16 protein-coding genes are annotated in these 17820 nt (G+C 65.9%); 5 read left to right on the forward strand and 11 right to left on the reverse strand.

From position 1 onward, the window contains the following. Positions 1-165: 165 nt before the first annotated feature. From dcp to arfB, 4 genes are all read right to left on the reverse strand, one after another. The gene (gene dcp, locus QRM60_RS20210; RefSeq protein WP_274341430.1) at positions 166-2334 is read right to left on the reverse strand and encodes a peptidyl-dipeptidase Dcp; all 2169 of its coding nucleotides are present in this window, start codon (positions 2332-2334) and stop codon (positions 166-168) included. A 222-nt stretch (positions 2335-2556) separates the two neighbouring features. After that, positions 2557-3564, reverse strand: coding sequence for an isoaspartyl peptidase/L-asparaginase (locus QRM60_RS20215; RefSeq protein ID WP_285446908.1), 1008 nt, complete (start codon positions 3562-3564; stop codon positions 2557-2559). Positions 3565-3623: 59 nt separating this feature from the next. After that, on the reverse strand, positions 3624-4253 hold the full coding sequence (locus QRM60_RS20220; RefSeq protein WP_267314654.1) for a lysophosphatidylcholine acyltransferase: 630 nt from the start codon (positions 4251-4253) through the stop codon (positions 3624-3626). A gap of 2 nt (positions 4254-4255) precedes the next feature. Beyond that, on the reverse strand, positions 4256-4687 hold the full coding sequence (gene arfB, locus QRM60_RS20225; RefSeq protein WP_011035482.1) for an alternative ribosome rescue aminoacyl-tRNA hydrolase ArfB: 432 nt from the start codon (positions 4685-4687) through the stop codon (positions 4256-4258). Positions 4688-4745: 58 nt separating this feature from the next. On the opposite strand from arfB, the gene QRM60_RS20230 reads away from it, so the two are divergent. After that, the gene (locus QRM60_RS20230; RefSeq protein WP_172666286.1) at positions 4746-5321 is read left to right on the forward strand and encodes a DUF2059 domain-containing protein; all 576 of its coding nucleotides are present in this window, start codon (positions 4746-4748) and stop codon (positions 5319-5321) included. 671 nt (positions 5322-5992) lie between these two features. Here the strand turns inward: QRM60_RS20230 and QRM60_RS20235 are convergent. The 3 genes from QRM60_RS20235 to QRM60_RS20245 are packed head-to-tail and all read right to left on the reverse strand — an operon-like array spanning position 5993 to position 9176. Continuing rightward, positions 5993-6826: a pseudouridine synthase gene (locus QRM60_RS20235; RefSeq protein WP_285446921.1), complete on the reverse strand. Its 834-nt coding sequence runs from the start codon at positions 6824-6826 to the stop codon at positions 5993-5995. A gap of 35 nt (positions 6827-6861) precedes the next feature. Then, entirely contained in the window at positions 6862-8535 is a 1674-nt protein-coding gene (gene ubiB, locus QRM60_RS20240) for a ubiquinone biosynthesis regulatory protein kinase UbiB (protein ID WP_285446909.1), read from the reverse strand. After that, the gene (locus QRM60_RS20245) at positions 8532-9176 is read right to left on the reverse strand and encodes an SCP2 sterol-binding domain-containing protein (protein ID WP_285446910.1); all 645 of its coding nucleotides are present in this window, start codon (positions 9174-9176) and stop codon (positions 8532-8534) included. The genes ubiB and QRM60_RS20245 overlap by 4 nt, the downstream gene beginning before the upstream one ends. A gap of 172 nt (positions 9177-9348) precedes the next feature. On the opposite strand from QRM60_RS20245, the gene ddlA reads away from it, so the two are divergent. Continuing rightward, complete coding sequence (ddlA, locus tag QRM60_RS20250) at positions 9349-10455, forward strand: D-alanine--D-alanine ligase (protein ID WP_285446911.1); 1107 nt, start codon at positions 9349-9351, stop codon at positions 10453-10455. After that, a complete protein-coding gene (locus QRM60_RS20255; RefSeq protein WP_343237661.1) occupies positions 10452-10934 on the forward strand; it encodes a GNAT family N-acetyltransferase in 483 nt (160 codons plus the stop codon). The genes ddlA and QRM60_RS20255 overlap by 4 nt, the downstream gene beginning before the upstream one ends. Before the next feature lie 102 nt (positions 10935-11036). Here the strand turns inward: QRM60_RS20255 and QRM60_RS20260 are convergent, their stop codons facing one another. After that, positions 11037-11195 (reverse strand): DUF1328 domain-containing protein, encoded by a 159-nt coding sequence (locus QRM60_RS20260; RefSeq protein ID WP_003468167.1) that lies wholly within the window; start codon positions 11193-11195, stop codon positions 11037-11039. Positions 11196-11259: 64 nt separating this feature from the next. Beyond that, positions 11260-12270 (reverse strand): 2-alkyl-3-oxoalkanoate reductase, encoded by a 1011-nt coding sequence (oleD, locus tag QRM60_RS20265; protein ID WP_285446913.1) that lies wholly within the window; start codon positions 12268-12270, stop codon positions 11260-11262. 405 nt (positions 12271-12675) lie between these two features. Between oleD and QRM60_RS20270 the strand changes: the two genes are divergently transcribed. Then, a complete protein-coding gene (locus QRM60_RS20270) occupies positions 12676-13647 on the forward strand; it encodes a serine hydrolase (protein WP_193589227.1) in 972 nt (323 codons plus the stop codon). 86 nt (positions 13648-13733) lie between these two features. Here QRM60_RS20270 and QRM60_RS20275 read toward each other — a convergent pair whose 3' ends face one another. Then, positions 13734-15296, reverse strand: a complete 1563-nt coding sequence (locus tag QRM60_RS20275) for a winged helix-turn-helix domain-containing protein (protein WP_115557051.1) — start codon at positions 15294-15296, stop codon at positions 13734-13736. A gap of 8 nt (positions 15297-15304) precedes the next feature. Next, entirely contained in the window at positions 15305-16957 is a 1653-nt protein-coding gene (gene oleC, locus QRM60_RS20280; protein ID WP_285446914.1) for an olefin beta-lactone synthetase, read from the reverse strand. 355 nt (positions 16958-17312) lie between these two features. Between oleC and QRM60_RS20285 the strand changes: the two genes are divergently transcribed. Beyond that, complete coding sequence (locus QRM60_RS20285; RefSeq protein WP_011035473.1) at positions 17313-17696, forward strand: YkgJ family cysteine cluster protein; 384 nt, start codon at positions 17313-17315, stop codon at positions 17694-17696. The last annotated feature ends 124 nt before the right edge of the window (positions 17697-17820 follow it).

The raw sequence follows: 17820 nt of genomic DNA on the forward strand, positions 1-17820 counted from the left end.
CGACAGCGACAGCGACAGCGACAGCGACAGCGACAGCGACAGCGACAGCGACAGCCAGCGAAACATCTCCATGTAAATGGAGATACAAATTCCAGAGGCCAAACGAAAAGGGACGGCATCGCCGTCCCTTTTGGTTCTACCTAAAACCTGAGCCAACCGCTCAGGTCACTCGGTCAACCCACGACTCTCCAACAGCGCCTTGACGCTGGGATCCTTGCCGCGGAAATCGCGGTACAGCGTCGCCAGGTCCACCGTATTGCCGCGCGAAAGGATCTTGGCGCGGAAGGTGTCGCCATTCTTGCGGGTCAGGCCGCCGTTTTCCTTGAACCACTCGAACGCATCGTCATCGAGCACTTCCGACCAGAAATAGGCGTAGTAGCCGGCTGAATAACCGCCGCCCCAGATGTGGTCGAAATAAGTGCTGCGGTAGCGCGGCGGGACTTCGGCCAGATCGACCTTGAAGCGCTTCAAGGCATCGGCCTCGAACTTGCTCACGTCCTGCAGCGGTGCATCGGCCGGCTGGGTGTGCCAGGCCAGGTCGAGCAATGCCGCCGACAGGTACTCGGTGGTGGCGTAGCCGCTGTTGAAGGTCTTGGCCTTCTTGATCTTCTCCACCAGGGCATCGGGCATCGCTGCACCGGTCTGGTAGTGCTTGGCGTAGTTGGCGAAGACCTTCGGGTCAGACGCCCAGTGCTCGTTGAACTGCGAGGGGAACTCGACAAAGTCACGCGAGGTGCTGGTGCCGGCGATCGAGGGGTACTTCACCTTGGAGAACATGCCATGCAGTGCGTGACCGAACTCATGGAACAAGGTGGTGACATCGTCAAAGCTCAGCAGCGCCGGCTGGCCCGCGGCGGGCTTGGTGAAGTTGCACACGTTGTAGACCACCGGCTTGGTGCCGGTGAGGCCGTCCTGCTCCACGAACACGTCCATCCAGGCGCCGCCGGACTTGCTGTCGCGCTTGAAGTAGTCGGTGTAGAACAGCGCCATCGAGGTGCCGTCCGCATCGAACACTTCGTACACCTTCATGTCCGCGTGATAGGTCGGGATGTCGGTGCGCTGCTTGAAGGTGATGCCATACAGCTGCGTGGCTGCGTAGAAAACGCCGTTCTGCAGCACGTTATCCAGTTCGAAATACGGCTTGATCTGCGATTCGTCCAGGTCGTACTTGGCCTTGCGCACCTGCTCGGCGTAGAAGTCCCAATCCGCAGCAGCCAGCTTGAAGCCGCCCTGCTGCGCATCGATGACCTTCTGCATCTCGCCCACTTCGCGGCGCGCCTTGGCGGTCGCCGCCGGCACGGTGTCGGTCAACAGCTTGAGCGCGGCGTCGGGCGTCTTGGCCATCTGGTCGCCCAGGCTGTAGGCGGCGTAGCTGTCGAAGCCGAGCAGCTTGGCTTTTTGCGCGCGCAGCTGCGCCAGCCGCTGGATGGTCTGGCGGGTGTCGTTGGCGTCGCCCTGTTCGGCACGGGTTTGCGAGGCCTTCATCACCTGCGCGCGCAGGTCGTGATCCTTCAGCGACGCCAGCACCGGCTGCTGGGTGGTGTTCTGCAGGGTCAGCAGATACTTGCCATCGAGCTTGCGCGCCTTGGCGGCATCGGCGGCGGCGGCGATGTCGCCCTCGCTCAAGCCATCGAGCTTGGCCTTGTCGTCCACCACCACGGCGGCAGCAGCCGAGGCAGCCACCAGCTTGGTATGGAACTGCGTGGAGAGCGTGGTCTCCTCCACGTTGAGCTTGCGCAAGGTGGTTTTGTCGGCGTCGGACAGCTGCGCGCCGGCGCGCACCAGCTCTTCGTAATGGCGTTCGACCAGGCGCTTCTGTTCCGGCTCCAGGCTGAGCGTGTCGCGTTGGTCGTAGATCGCCTTGACGCGTGCGAACAGCTTGGGATCCAGATTGATCTCGTCCTGGTGCGCGGCCAACTTGGGCGCCACCTCTTCCTGGATTTTCTGGCGGGCGTCGCTGGTATCGGCCTGCACCAGGCCAAAGAAAATGCGCGAGACGCGAGTGAGCGTTTCGCCGCTGCGCTCCATCGCCTCGATGGTGTTGTCGAAGTTGGCCGGCTCGGGGTTGTCGGCAATCTTGCGCACGTCCGCCAGATGCTGGCGCATGCCTTCCTCGAACGCAGGCAGGTAATCGCTGTCCTGGATCTTGTCGAACGGCGGCGCCTGGAACGGCAGCGTGCTGGCGGTCAGCAGCGGGTTCGGCGCGGCATCCGGGGTCTGGGTGGTGGCGGTCTTCTCGGGCACGGTGGTGGACTCCTTACCGGACGAATCTTTTCCAGAACAAGCAGCCAGTGCCAAGGTGATGGCAGCGGCCAGAACGACGGTACGCGACATGGCGTGTAATTCCTGAGTGGGTAACAGCAGCCGGCCACGCTAGCGGGTTTCGTCGCGTGTGGCATGTGCCGTTGGATTGGATGGATGAACGCAGTAGGGCTGCGAGAACGCGTGCCATCCGGGCGCCATCGTGGGCCGCCGCTGCGTCGTCATGCGCGACGGATGTGGTGGTGGGCTGGCACGCCAGCCTTCGCAACGTGCTACCGGGCAAGCGCGGCAGCGTTACAGCGCCTCGTCCTTGAAGATCGCCACATGCGCAGTGCCATCGGCACCGATCCAGCCGCGGTACATGCCCTCGGTATTGAACGGAAATGCGGCATTGCCCTGTGCATCCAGCGCAATCGCGCCACCGTCGCCGCCGGCCTTGGGAATCTGCTGATCGATGACTGCCTCGGCCGCCTGTTGCAACGATTGCCCGGCATATTTCATGCGCGCGCAGATGTCGTAGGCGGCCACCGCGCGGATGTAGAACTCGCCCCAGCCGGTGCCGGATACCGCGCACTGGGTGTTGGCATAGGTACCGGCGCCAATGATGGGCGCATCGCCCACGCGGCCGTAGCGCTTGTTGGTCATGCCGCCGGTGGAGGTACCGGCGGCCAGATGGCCGTCGCGGTCCAGCGCCAATGCGCCGACGGTGCCGAAGTGCTTGGCGGTTTCCAGGTCGAGTGCGGCCTGCGCCTGGCGGTCGCCGGCTTCGGCCTTGCGCGCTTTCTGCAGCTGTTGCCAGCGTTTGTCGGTCCGGAAATAGCTCGGGTCGACCAGGGTGACACCTTGCTCGCGCGCGAACTGTTCGGCGCCGTCGCCGACCAGCATCACGTGCTTGGAGCGGTCCATGACACTGCGCGCCAACAGGATCGGGTTCTTGACCGTATGCACGCCGGCGATCGCGCCAGCCTTGCCGCTGGCACCATCCATGATCGCGGCATCGAGTTCGTTCTTGCCATCGTGGGTGAACACCGCACCGCGCCCGGCGTTGAACTGCGGCGCATCCTCCAGCACGGTGATGGTGGCGGCCACCGCATCCACCGCGCTACCGCCGCGCGTCAACACCGCATGGCCAGCACGCAGCGCGCGCTGCATCGCCTCGCGTGCCTGCGCTTGTTCCTCCGGCGACAGGCTGGATTTCTCCACACCGGCGCCGCCGTGGATCACCAGCATGGGCGTGGCGGCCCACACCGGGCCGGTGGCCCACAGCAGCAACGACAGGCACAACACGCGGGCAGATGACATTGGCGTTCCTCGCAAGGCGTGGCCGGCGCTCGCCACCACGCAAACAGGGGATGGTGGGCTCAGAGCGTATCGCGGTGCTTGCCGCGCCACGGGCGGTACCAGGTGCGCACGGCGGCGATATCGGCGGCCATGTCGGTGCCGGTCCAGAACGGCTCGCCGATGCCCACGGTCTTGCTGGGGTAATCGAAATACACCGGCAGGATCGGCACCTTGGCATCAGAGGCGATCTTCCAGAATCCCGCCTTCCAGTTTTCGACGCGCTTGCGCGTGCCTTCCGGGGTGATCACGTACCACATCTGCTCGGAGTTGCGGATCAACCGCACCGCCTGGCCAATGGTGCCCTGCGGCGAGCTGCGGTCCAGCGGGATGGCGCCGAGCTTGCGCAGCAGCGGCCCCAGCGGCCACCAGAACAGCTGCGCCTTGCCCAGCACGCGCACATCGAAGCCGAGCGCGAACTTGGCCGCAAAGCCGAGAAAACCATCCCAGTTGGAGGAGTGCGGGGCGACGATCATCACCAGCTTGGGCTCGTCGGGCAGACGACCGACCAACCGCCAGCCGGCCAGCCGCAGCGCGGTGCGGCCGAGCCAACGGCCGAAGCGGCCATGCGCACGCGGCATGCGTGGTGGTGAGGGTTGCAACAGGATGTTGGCCTGCGTTACCGGCGGCAACGACGGGTCAGTGTCACTCACGCTTACTCCCAGTGGGACGCAGAGCGTCCACGTTTGATCTGGCTACGCTCACGCTTGGCATCCAGCCGCCGTAGCTTGGCACCATGGCTCGGTTTGGTGGCCACGCGGCGCTTGGGCACCGACAGGCATGCATTGATGATCTCGGCCAGCCGCTCGCGCGCATCTTCGCGGTTACGGTCCTGGGTGCGGAACCGCTGCGCATCGATCACCAGCACGCCGTCAGCGGTCATGCGGCGATCGCGCCGCGACAGCAGCCGCGCGCGCAACGGTTCCGGCAGCGACGGCGAGCCGGCCACATCGAAGCGCAGCTCCACCGCCGTCGACACCTTGTTGACGTTCTGCCCGCCGGCGCCGCTCGCGCGCACGAAGCGCTCGACGATCTCGCCGGGCGGGATCGCCAAGTTGGGGGTGATCTGGATGGGTTCACTGGCCATGCGCCGGATTGTATCGGGACGGGCGTGGACGCGCGCGCGAACGCCGGCGTCATCCCGTATGCTGCGGCCGGTCCCCCGACTGCAGGATGCTCCGATGACACCCACCGCTTTCATTTCGGCCCGCCGCCATGCCCGTCGCCTGTTGGTGCTGCTGGTGCTGGCGCTTGCCGCGCCGGTAGCCTGGGCCCAGGCGCCCAGCGATGCCGACGTCAACCGGCTACTGGCCGCTTCGCGCGCACAGACCATGCTCGACACCATGCTGCCGCAGATCGAAGCGATGCAGCAGCAGCAATTCGCCCAGCTCACCGCGCAGCGCCAGCTCGATGCCGACCAGCAGGCGCAGCTGCAGCGCATCCAGGACCGCACCCGCCAGACCGTGCGCAAGGCGCTGTCGTGGTCGGAGCTGCGCCCGATGTACGTGGACCTGTACAAGCGCTCGTTCTCGCGCGAGGACGTGATTGCCATGGCCGAGTTCTACGAGAGTTCGGCCGGCCAAAGCCTGCTGGACAAGACCCCGGCACTGACCCAGAACCTGATGGGCGCCATCCAGCAGAAGATGCTGCCGCTGTTTACGGATCTGCAGAAGGATCTGGAGAAGATCGTCAATGAGCCGGCGGCGGCGCAGAAGCCCTGAAGAGCTGGGATTGGGGAGTTGGGATTGGGGATTCGTAACCGCGTGATCGCTGCGGCGAATGCGGATGCGAATGCGGATGCCAGGTCGATCGCGTTGACGATTCCGGCGGTGCCCCAGCTTTCCTCCAGTGAGAGAAGCCTGCTCCAACTCCCTCTCCGCCGGGAGAGAGAGTTGGGTTGAAGGCGGTAAGCGGCGAAGCAGCACGTGCATCCAAACTCCACCAGGCTTCGCTCGCGCCCTCATCCGCCCCCGGGGCACCTTCTCCCGAGGGGAGAAGGAACAGTCAAGCCACTCTCCGCCGGGAGAGGGAGTTGGGGTGAAGGCGGTAAGCGGCGAAGCAGCACGTGCATCCAAGCTCCACCAGGCTTCGCTCGCACCCTCATCCGCCCCTACGGGGCACCTTCTCCCGAGGGGAGAAGCAACAGTCAAGCCCCTCTCCGCCGGGAGAGGGAGTTGGGGTGAAGGCGGTAAGCGGCGAAGCAGCACGTGCATCCAAACTCCACCAGGCTTCGCTCGCACCCTCATCCGCCCCTACGGGGCACCTTCTCCCGAGGGGAGAAGGACCAGTCAAGCCCCTCTCCCGTCGGGAGAGGGGTTGGGGTGAGGGTACGGCTGCCTAGAGACGTTGCCGTTCGACGTTGAGGCACGGACAGATCAATGACCAAGCCCCATCACTGCACGTGTGTCGTGCCTTGCAACCCCGCCACGTCCCACCCGAACAACGCACACGCTTTTGCAAACTCCACATCCAGCGGCGCCACCACGCTGATGCGCCTGCCGTCGGCCGGATGCGGAAAGCCCAGGCGTTCGGCGTGCAACAACATGCGGTGGATGCCGAGCATGCGGAAGCTGCGGTTGTGGCGGCCATCGCCGTGGCTGGTGTCGCCGATCATGTGATGCGACAGGTGCTTGAGATGCCGGCGGATCTGGCGAAAGCGCCCGGTCTGCGGCTGGCAACGCAGCAAGGCATAGCGCGAGGTGGCAAAGCCGGTGGACGGGATCTCCAGCTCGCCGGTGGCCAGACGCTGGAAGTGGGTCACCGCCGGCTTCTTGATCGGTTTGCCCGGGCCGCCATCCAGGTCGTGGTCGACGATGAGCTGCACCTCGGCGGGCCAGCCGCGGCAGATGGCCAGATAATCCTTCTCTACTTCGCCGGCCATCAAGGCCTTGCCCAGCGCGCTGGCGGTGTCGCGATCGAAGGCCAGCAACAGGCAGCCGCTGGTGGCGCGATCGAGCCGGTGCACCAGAAAGATCGGGCGGCCCAGCTGCACGCGCAGGCGGTCCGCAAGAAAATCGTCTTCCCCGCGCGCCAGCTTGCTGTCGTGGACCATCAGGCCCGCGGGTTTGTCGACAACGGCCAGGACGGCGTCCTGGTAGAGAATCTGCAATGGATCAGGGGATGTGCTCACCGGCGGATTATCCGCATCGCCGACACCGCATGCCACTGCGTTGCCGCGCCACGACTCGAGGGCCGCGCTGGGGCCCGCTGCAGGCACTGCCGAAATGCAGCCGAATGCAGCGGGCCACCTATCGCAATGTGTCAGCGGCGCAGCCAGGCGATCAGCAAGGCGACCGAGCCGGCGCCGCCGCTGATCCAGCTCCACACCGGCACCGTGCCCAGATACCAGCCGTTCGGATGCAGGCCATACAACACGGCGGCGACCACCAGCAGCCCGCTGCCGGTGATGGCGGTGACCACGCGGGTCTGCAGCTTGCGCAGGCTCAGGTCCAGCGCGCGCAACTCGATCGAGCGGATATCCAGCTGGTGCCGGCCTTCCACCTGCTGCTTCAACCAGCTATGTACCAGGCGCGGCATGTCCGGCGCGTGGGTCATGATCTCCGGCAGACGCTTGCGCAACTCGCCCAGCACGCGGCGCGGGCTGTAACGCTCGCGCAGGATGCGTTCGAGTACCGGCCGCGCCACGGCCCAGATGTCGAGTTTGGGATCGAGCTGGCGGCCGACGCCTTCGATGTTGAGCAGCGTCTTCTGCAGCAGGATCAGCTGCGGCTGCAGCGTCAATTCATAGCGCTGCGCCACGCGGAACAACTTGATCAATACCTCGGCCAGCGAGATCTCCGACAACGGCCGGGTGAAGTACGGCTCGCACACCGAACGCGCAGCCGCTTCCAGTTCGTCGATACGCACGTTGGACGGCATCCAGCCCGCCTCCACGTGCAGCTCGGCCATGCGGCGGTAATCCTTGTGGAAGATCGCCATGAAGTTCTCGGCCAGGTAGTACTGATCTTCCTGCGAGAGCTGGCCCATGATGCCGAAATCCAGCGCAATGAAGCGCGGATTGAGGCGCCGCTCCGGGTCCGAATCGACCCAGATGTTGCCGGCGTGCGCATCGGCATGAAAGAAGTTGTCGCGGAAGACCTGCGTGTAGAACACGCGCACGCCCTTGGCGGCCAGCGCCTTGCGGTCGATGCCGGCGGCGTCGAGCTTGGCCACGTCATCGGATGGGATGCCGTACACGCGCTCCAGCGTGAGCGCGCGCTCGGCGGTGTGCGACCAGATCACCTCCGGCACGTACAGATCGTCCGAGCCTTCCCAGAACCGCCGCAACACGCTGGCGTTGGCGCCTTCGCGCTGCAGATCCAGTTCGGCCGACAACGTGCCTTCGATCTCGGCCACCACTTCGCGCGGGCGGATCTTGTCGGCGCGTGGATGGGTGCGTTCGACCAGCGTGGCCAGCGAATGCAGCAGCGCGATGTCGGCGTCGATCTGGCGCTCGATGTCCGGGCGCAGCACCTTGACCACCACTTCGCGGCGCAGGCCATTGGCATCGGGCGGCAAGGTGGCCGCGTGCACCTGCGCGATCGAGGCCGAGGCCAGCGGCGTGGTGTCGAAAGCGGCAAACGCCACGCTCACCGGCAGGCCCAGCGCGCGCTCCACGATCAGGCGCGCGGCCTCGCCGTCGAACGGCTTGACCCGGTCCTGCAGCAAGGTGAGTTCTTCGGCCACGTCCGGCGGAATCAGGTCGCGGCGGGTGGACAAAATCTGCCCGAACTTGACGAAGATCGGGCCCAGTTCCTGCAGCGCCAGCCGCAGCCGCGCACCGCGCGATTGCGCGGCGATTTCGGCACTGGCGCGCGGCACGAACGGCTTGGCCAGGCGCAACCAGCGCTCGGCCGGGGTGCCTTCCAGCAATGCGTCCAGCCGATAGCGCAGGATCACCCGGCCGATGCGGCTTGCCCGCAGGATCGCCTTCATGGCGTGCCTCTGGCCGCAGACAGGCGATTGATGCGCGCAGCCAGGCGTTCGACAGCGTCGCGCAGCTCATCCACGTCGTCGTGGAAGGCCTCCAGTTCGGCGCGCGGCACCACGTCGCGCGATTCTTCGGTGACGAATTCGGCTGCGCTCTGCGCCAGGTCGGTGGCGCTGCGGCGGGCCTGCTGCAAGGCGCTGCGCACGGCGCTGGCGATCTGCACGCCCAGGATCTCGCCGAACACCGCCACGAACGGCAACTGCCAGTCCGGATCGAAACGCCCGGCCAGTTGTTGCAGCTGGCGCGCCAGCTCGGCATCGCCGGAGACCTTGAGCCGGCCGGCCGGCGCACCGCTGCGGCGGGCATTGGCCAGAAACGGCAGCTGCCCGAGCAAGCCGGCCAGGCTGCTGCGCACCGCCAGATCCGGCTCCTGGCTGGCATCCACCGGGCCCACCAGCAGCCGCCGCTCGTGCACGCGGATCTGCAGCGCCAGCGCCGGCGCCTCCAGGGTCAGTGCGATGCGCTGGCCTTCCAGCGGCAGCAGGGCGTCGCGGGTATCCGGGTCCAGCGCCAGCGCGCGGTTGAGCGCGGCCTGCAGGGCCTGGCCGGCGAGCGGCTTGAGTGAGTTGAAGAGTGATCCGGGCATGGGCGCATTCTACCGTCCCTGCATGTCGCAACCGCTTGACGGGCGCGGGCCGGGCCATTGCGTCGGCGGGCCGGCGCGTGTGGCACGGCTCGGGCAGGCACCCAGCGCTTCCGTTCGGCACCGCGCCAGCGGCATCCTGTGCTCCTTCCGTGGAGCAATGACAGGAGCAGGTATGCGCAAGATTCGGGTCGGACTCATCTTTGGCGGCAAGTCGGCCGAGCACGAGGTCTCGCTGCAATCGGCGCGCAATATCCTGCAGGCGCTGGACCCGCAGCGGTTCGAGCCGGTGCTGATCGGCATCGACAAACAGGGCCAGTGGCACCTCAGCGCACCGGAGAGTTTTCTGCTCGATGCCGACGACCCCAGCCGCATTGCGCTGCGCCACAGCGGCCGTGGGCTGGCCGTGCTGCCCGGTGCCGCCAGTGCGCAGCTGCGCGCGGTGGATGCCGAACAGGCGTTGGCGCAGATCGATGTGGTGTTCCCGATCGTGCACGGCACGCTGGGCGAAGACGGCTCGCTGCAGGGGCTGCTGCGCATGGCCAACCTGCCGTTCGTGGGTTCCGGCGTGCTGGGGTCGGCCGTGGCGATGGACAAGGACATGACCAAGCGGGTGCTGCGCGATGCCGGCCTGGAGGTGGCGCCGTTCGCATGCTTCACGCGCCACACCGCTGCGCAGGCCGACGTGCAGACGCTGATTGCCCAATTCGGGCTGCCGCTGTTCGTCAAGCCGGCTAACCAAGGCTCGTCGGTTGGCGTCAGCCAGGTCCGCAGCGCTGAGGAGTTCAGCGCGGCATTGGAGCTCGCGCTGCGCTACGACCACAAGGTGCTGGTGGAAGCGGCAATCGCCGGGCGCGAGATCGAATGCGCGGTGCTGGGCAATGCCACGCCGCAGGCCAGCGTGTGCGGCGAGGTGGTGGTGCACGACGCGTTTTATTCGTACGAGACCAAGTACATCCGCGACGATGGCGCAGCGACGGTGATTCCCGCCGATATCGATGCCCACACCCAGCACCGTATCCAGCAGTGCGCACTACAGGCCTATCAGGCGCTGGACTGCGCCGGCATGGCGCGCGTGGATGTGTTCCTGTGCGCGGATGGGCGCATCGTCATCAACGAGGTCAACACCCTGCCCGGCTTCACCCGCATCAGCATGTATCCCAAGTTGTGGGAGGCAAGCGGGCTGGACTATCGCAGTCTGGTTACGCGCTTGATCGAGCTGGCACTGGAGTGGCATGCCGACGATGGGCGCCTGCACAGCAGCGTGGTCACGCACGCGTGACCGCGGCGCAGGTGCGTGCAGTGCATCCGCACGATCACGCAGCACTGTTGGCACTCAACAACGCCGATGCCAGCGCCTTGTCGTGGCTCACGCCTGATGCGCTCGCCAGCCTGTTGCAGCAGGCCTGGCACGCACGGGTGGCGGATCCGGCCGACGCCTTACTCATCGCGCTGGATCAGCACGCCATCTACGCCAATGCGAACTTCGCCTGGATGACCGAACGCTTCGCGCGCTTTGTCTATGTGGACCGCATCGTGGTTGCCGCACACGCACGTCGACGCGGCTTGGCAACGCAGCTGTATAACGAACTCATCCGTGACGCGCGCACCGCAGGCCATGCGCGCCTGGTCTGCGAAGTCAATCTGTTGCCTGCCAATCCAACCTCGTTGGCACTGCACCGGCAGTTGGGCTTTCAGCCGATCGGCGAGGCCATACTTGAAAGCGGAAAACGCGTGCAATACCTGGAAAAAGCGCTGTAATTAGCGAATTCTGCGTGCCGCAAAAGCGCACGGCCCGCCTCCTTGCGGAAGCGGGCCGTGTGATCGTCAACCGGCAGCGCCGCTGCCGTGACGTGCCGCGGACTAGACCTTGCCGCGACGGAACATCGAGATCACGGCCAGGATCAGGAACACCACGAACAGGATCCAGGCGATGTTCGTCGCCGCACCGGCGATACCGCTGAAGCCCAGCACGGCGGCAATGATGGCGATGACGAAAAAGATGATGGCGTAATGCAGCATGGCAATGTGTCCAGAAGTTGTCGTGCCGAATCGGCGCAGGCGTATCTTGTGGATGTGCCAGTCTTTATCGAGTGATGGAGATGTCGCGGGAAGATGAGGATCGCAGCCGTTGCAGGCCCTCTTCGATGCTGATCTGCGGCACATAGCCGAAGTCACGCCGCGCCGGTTCCATGCTGTACCAATGCGGCGTGCACAGCTGCTCGACCAGAAACCGCGTCAGCGGCACTTCGCCTGGCAGACGCAACAGTGGCCACAATGTTTCGCACACCGCACCGATGCGGTACGCCGTCTTGAACGATAGCGAGCGCGTCACCGCCGGTGCGTCCACCGCCGCCAGCAGGCGGTTGAGCAGTTCGCGCATCGGCAACGGTTCGCCGTTGGAGATGAAGTACGCCTTGCCCGCGCACGCAGCGTCCGGTGCCAGATGCGCGAACGCATCGAAGTGCGCCTGCGCCGCATTGTCGATGTAGGTGCTGTCCACCAGGTTGCTGCCATCGCCCACCATCCGCAGCCGCCCGGCACGCGCACGTGCCGCCAGACGCGGCAGCAGGTGGTTGTCGCCCGGCCCCCAGATCAAGCGCGGGCGCAACGCAACGGTGGTCAGCTGTGCATCGTTGGCTGCCAGCACCGCGCGTTCGGCAATTGCCTTGGTCGCCGCATACGGCGCACGCAGGTCTTCGCCGTACGGCACTTCGTCCGCGCCCAAGCCTTCCACCGGATTGGTGGCGCGATGGGTCACGCTGGGCGTGGAGGTGTAGATCAAGCGCGGCACGCCATTGGCACGGCACGCATCGAGCACGTTCTGCGTGCCCACCACGTTGGCCTGGTGATAGCTGTCGTAGCTGCCCCATGCCCCTGCCTTGGCCGCGTTATGGAACACCGCATCGATGCCGGCAAGTGCATGCCGCACCGCCTGCGGGTCAGCCAGATCGCCACGGATCTGGCCCACACCCAAGGTGTGCAGCACCGGATAGTCACCACGCTGAAAGCTCACCACCTCGTGTCCACGCGCCACCAATCCACGGCACAGCGCCTGCCCGAGAAAGCCGCCACCACCCGTTACCAGTATCTTCATTGCGCCACACCCATCGCTCCTGCAGGGCGCACACAATAGCCGGACCGGACCGTCAGAGCGACGCGGCGTGCACGCCGCCTGACGTCTTGCACCGGCAAATCATTGATTGCAAAGACCTTCATAAATCTTCATCCCGGCATCAGGTGGTTCATTCGCAAGCCTGGCGTGATGGCTGCACCTTCGATCGCTGGAGTCGCCATGACCCGCCTGTCCCTGCTGTTGTCTGCCGTGCTCGTTCTCTCCCCGCTGCACGCCGCGCCCAGTGCGACGCCAGGCATCGCCACAGCATCAGCTGCCACCCCAGCACCTGCACCTGCGCACATCGCCAGGCCGCCGGCCCTGGATGACGGCTGGCCGGTCGGCAGCCCTGCCGCCAGTGGCTGGGACCTCGCTGTGCTCGCACAGATGGAGCAAGCACTGAGCGCCGACCTGGCGCCGGCCACCACCAGCGTCTTGGTCGTACGCGATGGTGTGCTGGTCTACGAACACTACCTGGGCGATGCCGATCGCCAGACCTTGCACGACACCCGCTCGTTGACCAAGAGCGTCACCGGGTTGCTGGTGGGTGCGGCGATCGAGCGCAACGTGATCCCAAACGCGCAAGCCAAGGTCTACGACTACTTCGGCGACCGCCACTGGCAACATCCCGATCCGCGCAAGCGCGCGATCACCGTCGAAGATCTGCTGACGATGAGCTCCCAATTGGAATGTAACGACGACAATGCCTTTTCCGCCGGCAACGAAGAACGCATGTACGTCAGCGCAGACTGGACGCAATTTGCATTAGATCTGCCGATTCGCGGGTATGCGCCGTGGATGCAACGGCCCGAGCAAAGCCCGCACGGCCGTGCATTTTCATACTGTACGGCAGGCTCATTCCTGCTCGGCGCCGTGCTGGAACAAGCCACAGGCCAGAGCCTGCAGGCATTTTCGGCCAAGGTCCTAGAAACGCCACTAGGCATTGAGCAGGCGCAGTGGACTGTGTCGTCAGAAGGCGTCGGCATGGGCGGCGGCGGCACGCGGTATCGCAGCCGCGACCTGGCCAAACTCGGGCAGTTGCTGGTTACGCAAGGACGTTGGCAAGACCGCAAGGTGATTGCCGCAGACTGGATCCGAGCGATGACCAGCGTGCACACACAGGCGCGCGACGATGCCGATTACGGCTATCTCCTCTGGCACTTCCGGTTTCCGGTGCATGGCGTGCAACGCGACACCTGGGCGATGTCTGGCAATGGCGGCAACTACGTGTTTGTCGTTCCCGAGCAGAGGTTGGTGGTGGTCCTCACGCGCAGCGCTTACAACACCCGGCAGATGCATCAGCAATCGCAGCGATTGTTGACCGACTATGTGCTCAAGGCGTTGCCGACGCGGGACTGACACGACCGGTCGGAGGGCTGCTGGTTGGTGTGTCGCACACGGCCTGCGCACAACCGTTGCCGATGCCGCTCTTCTGTGCCGGCCTGCTACATGGCCGCAGCAGCCTCAGAAATCGCATCTGGGGGTAACAGCTTACGACGACGCACCTGAGCCCGCTGGTCCGCAAGGTCGGCATCGATCCGTGCCAGCAGCGCGGCAAATTCCGGCATGCCGCGCAGTGACTGCAACAACGGCGAATGACGGAGATAGCCAGCATTGCGATAGCCGGCAGTCTCTGCGCGCTGCAGTGCGCGCAGTGCTGCCTCGGGCGCATCCGCACATAGCAGCAGCACGGTCGCATCGAGGGCATCGAAGGGGTCGCCGCCGCGCTCCACGCTGATCAGCAGCTCCTGCGCACGCGTGCGCAGCGCCGCAGCTGTGGGAAGCGGCTGGGCGTGCAGCGCCCACACGACCGTCTGCGCGAAGCTGCCCTGGGGGCGGAGCCGCACTGCCTGCAATGCCGCTTTGCGTGCGAGTGCCGTGTTGCCTTGTGACCATGCAAGTTCGGCCTGCAGCACGGCGAGCCCCGCATAGTCGGTGCCGCGGCCTAGCGCCTCGTCCAACGCAGTCTGCGCCTCTGCCGCACGACCATGCGCGAACAAGAATGTGGGCCACGCCAGATTGGAGAACGGGTCATCCGGATACAGCCGGAAGTTCTGCCGATAGCGCGCCTCGGCTGCGCCCGCATACCCCAGCAGGCTCAGATTACTGGCGATCTGGATCGGCAGAAATCGCACGCGCCGGGGGTCGCGCACCTCCAGATTGGCCGACAGCGCCTGCACCAGATCTCCCTTCCGCTCGTACAGATAGGCGGCCGAGCCACGCACCGCATCGGCACCCGGATCCAGCTGCAAGGCCTGTTCATAGGACGCCAAGGCAGCCCCGTTGCGGCCCTGACAATCGAGCGCATACCCACGCGCGGCATGTGCTGCTGCAAGGCGTGGTTGCGCGGCTGTCACGGTATCGGCCAACCGCAAGGCCTGCACGGTAAAGTCGGCGTCCCCGTCGTATTGGCACACGCGTGCACTGTAGGCGCGGCTGAGGCCAAGTTGCGCCTGTGGGTCGTCCGGCGCTTCCTGCAAGCGTTGGCGATACAAGTCGATCGCGCGATCGTTGTCGTCACGCTGGCCGATCCCGGCGTAGTAATCGCCACGCTGCACCAGGACCGCCCGCGCTGCTGGCGGCGCGCGCGCGTGCAGCCACCAGATCGCGCCTGTGCCGATGCAAACCAAAGCCACGGCGCCCGCCGCGATCCAGCCGCCACGCTGCCGCATCACACGCGCTGCGGGCATCTGTTCCTGCTGCACCGGCACGCACAGCTGATAGCCTTGCCCGCGTACCGAGCGCAGATAACGCGGCCGTCGCGAGTCGTCGCCCAACGCCTGCCGCAGCAGACGCACGCGCTGGGTGACGGTTTCTTCGTTGACCAGTGCCGGTGCCCACACGTTCTGGATCAGCTCGTCGAAGCCGACCACGCGCTGACCTTGCTGCAGCACATAGTGCAGCAACCTGAAATTGAGTCCACCAACCTCAAGTGCCACACCGTCGCGCTCAACGCGCTGCCGTGCCACATCGATGCGCAGGTCATCCAGACGATACCGTGCGCACATGGTGGGGCTCAGCGCGGTTGTTGCGTCGCCCAGATCGCAAGCTTTTCGCGGCCGATCTTGGCGTTGTGGCGGATATCCACCGGAAAGCCGGAATGGCGCAGAAAACGCGCAATTCCTGCGGTGTGCGGGTGCGCAGCGCCCAGCGCACGCAACGCAGTTTCCACCTCGGCAAAGGCCGATGCCGCAACGCCGGGCTGCAACTCCACGCACAGCACCGGTTGCTGCTGTCCGGGCGCGCCGACACCCACCAACGCGGTGCGTCGTACCTGCGGATGCACGTTGAAGATCGGCTCCACCTGCTCGGTGTAGAGCGGGCCGGTGGCGGTTTCCACGCGGTGGGTCTTGCGGCCGCAGAACCACAAGCGCCCCTCGGCATCGAAATAGCCGACGTCGCCCATGCGGTGCACAACGCGCTCGCTGCCGTCGCTGCAGCGCTCGCGGATCTTGGCGCTGCGCGTGGCCGCATCGCGGTTGAAGTAGGTGTCGGTGGTGGTGGGGCCCGCCACGGTGATCTCGCCCACCTCGCCCGCTGCCAGCACACGCACACCGCTCCACTCGGGAATCGCCGCGTCGTCGATGGCAATGATGCGCACCTCGTTGGGTGCAACCACCTGGCCGACACAGGTGCCGGCGCCGGCCTCGGTGGCCGTGCGCGTGGCATCCAGGGTGCGGCCTTCGATCGCTGCCACCGGCAGGCATTCGGTGGCGCCATACGGCGTCCAGAACTGCGCATCGGCCGGCAGCAACGCGCGGATCTTGGCCACCACATCCGGCGGCACCGGTGCGCCGGCCGAGGTGGCCAGGCGTACGTTCGGCAATGGCTGGCCGTAATCAGCCAACACGCGCATCAATGCCGGCGAGCCGAACAGCTGCGTCACACCAAAGCGCGTCATCGCATCGTGCAGCTTGCGCGGATCGGCGGTGGCCGGACGGGTTGGGTCCATGTCCGGGATCACCGAGGTCAGGCCCAACGCGGGATCGAACAACGCGAACGGTGGAAAGGTCGGCAGGTCCACACCGCCCGGCTGCATGTCGAACGCATTGCGCAGCAGCTCGATCTGCCCGACAAAATGCCGGTGCCGATACACCACGCCCTTGGGCACGCCGGTCGAGCCGCTGGTGAACAGGATCGCCGCCACGTCATCGGCCGCGGTATCGGCCAGCTGGCTGCCGGCACCGGCGCCATCGCGCTCCACGCGTGCCAGCGTCACCCCACCCCAGCCATAGCGGCCGCCCACGGTGACGATCTGCCTGGCCGACCGTGCCCAGCGCAACAAGCGCCGTGCCAGCTGTGCGAGCGGAATGCCGATGAAAGCCTGCGGCTGCGCTTCGTCCAGACATTGCTTGAGTGCGCGCTTGTCGATGCCCGGATCCACCAGCACCGGCACCGCACCGGCTTTGAACAAAGCGAACATCAGCAAGAAGAACTCCGGCGACGGCCGCACCATCACCACCGCACGCACGCCGCGACCGATGCCGTGCAAGGCCAGACCGGCAGCAATCGCATCGCTGCGCGCATCCAGCTCGGCATAGCTCAGGGTGACATCGTAGGCGGCCATTCCATTGGCACCGCGTCCGCCCGGGCAGCGGATGGCGATCTGATCGGGGCGCTCGCGCGCCAGTCGCGGCAGCGAGGCGGCGATATTGCAGAGAGTTGTCATGTACCCATTATCACCCATGCGTGCCTATGGCACCGGTCGCTTGCGCGTGCAACGTTCGGTCGCGTGCATTGGCTGGCTCGCATTGCTGTAGAGAGGCCACTCGCAGCGTGCCTGCATGCACAGCTGCAGATGCGTCAACACGCTGGAAATATCGACTGGAACAGCGCGCGCTATCGCCAGCAAACGTGGCGCGCCACCGCGTGTTTGCTGGCAAGCCCGGTGATTCGCCGGCCACCAGCAACCGCCACTCGCATGAACTGCTAACCGGCCTGTACGCGCGCCCCTTGTATCGCGCCGTGATTCGGTCAGAATGCCGCGCTCTCCACGCTGTTTCGCCGCGCAAGGCCCGGCATCCATGGCACACCCCTGCCTTACCTGCGGCGCCTGCTGCGCCTACTTCCGCGTCAGTTTCCACTGGAGCGAAGCCGATCCCGCGCTGGGCGGCAGGGTGCCGATTGCGTTGACGGATGCACTGCGCACGCACGAACGGGTGATGCGTGGCACCTCGCAAGCGCAGCCACGCTGCATTGCGCTGGACGCAGACATCGGCCGCTACAGCCGTTGCAGCATCCACGACCGCCGCCCGTCATCGTGTGCCGCGGTGCCGGCATCGCTGGAGTTCGGCGAGCGCAGCACGCAATGCGACAAGTCGCGGCTGGCACATGGCCTGCACGCGCTCACTGAAGCCGACTGGGTTGGCGTGGACGACGCGCAACGCAATCCGCTGCCCACGCTGTAAGGCCTGGCCGCAGCAGCGCATACGGCGCAGCTGCAGTGCGATCCAATCCGGACCTGCGCGATGCACGCATTACCCGGTGCATCCACTTCGCGCACATCGCGCGCGGTTCTTCGGCGCGCGCATG

This window comes from Xanthomonas sp. fls2-241-TYG-148 (genome assembly GCF_030208815.1).
GTDB lineage: Bacteria > Pseudomonadota > Gammaproteobacteria > Xanthomonadales > Xanthomonadaceae > Xanthomonas > Xanthomonas campestris.

Bases quoted from the DNA above. Each gene is read 5' to 3' on its own strand.
- QRM60_RS20270 (WP_193589227.1), top strand. From the start codon at position 12,676: ATGGAGCAAGCACTGAGCGCCGACCTGGCGCCGGCCACCACCAGCGTC.
- ubiB (WP_285446909.1), bottom strand. From the start codon at position 8,535: ATGAAGGCGATCCTGCGGGCAAGCCGCATCGGCCGGGTGATCCTGCGC.
- QRM60_RS20215 (WP_285446908.1), bottom strand. From the start codon at position 3,564: ATGTCATCTGCCCGCGTGTTGTGCCTGTCGTTGCTGCTGTGGGCCACC.
- ddlA (WP_285446911.1), top strand. From the start codon at position 9,349: ATGCGCAAGATTCGGGTCGGACTCATCTTTGGCGGCAAGTCGGCCGAG.
- oleD (WP_285446913.1), bottom strand. From the start codon at position 12,270: ATGAAGATACTGGTAACGGGTGGTGGCGGCTTTCTCGGGCAGGCGCTG.
- QRM60_RS20230 (WP_172666286.1), top strand. From the start codon at position 4,746: ATGCTGCGGCCGGTCCCCCGACTGCAGGATGCTCCGATGACACCCACC.
- oleC (WP_285446914.1), bottom strand. From the start codon at position 16,957: ATGACAACTCTCTGCAATATCGCCGCCTCGCTGCCGCGACTGGCGCGC.
- QRM60_RS20285 (WP_011035473.1), top strand. From the start codon at position 17,313: ATGGCACACCCCTGCCTTACCTGCGGCGCCTGCTGCGCCTACTTCCGC.
- arfB (WP_011035482.1), bottom strand. From the start codon at position 4,687: ATGGCCAGTGAACCCATCCAGATCACCCCCAACTTGGCGATCCCGCCC.
- QRM60_RS20275 (WP_115557051.1), bottom strand. From the start codon at position 15,296: ATGTGCGCACGGTATCGTCTGGATGACCTGCGCATCGATGTGGCACGG.
- dcp (WP_274341430.1), bottom strand. From the start codon at position 2,334: ATGTCGCGTACCGTCGTTCTGGCCGCTGCCATCACCTTGGCACTGGCT.
- QRM60_RS20260 (WP_003468167.1), bottom strand. From the start codon at position 11,195: ATGCTGCATTACGCCATCATCTTTTTCGTCATCGCCATCATTGCCGCC.
- QRM60_RS20245 (WP_285446910.1), bottom strand. From the start codon at position 9,176: ATGCCCGGATCACTCTTCAACTCACTCAAGCCGCTCGCCGGCCAGGCC.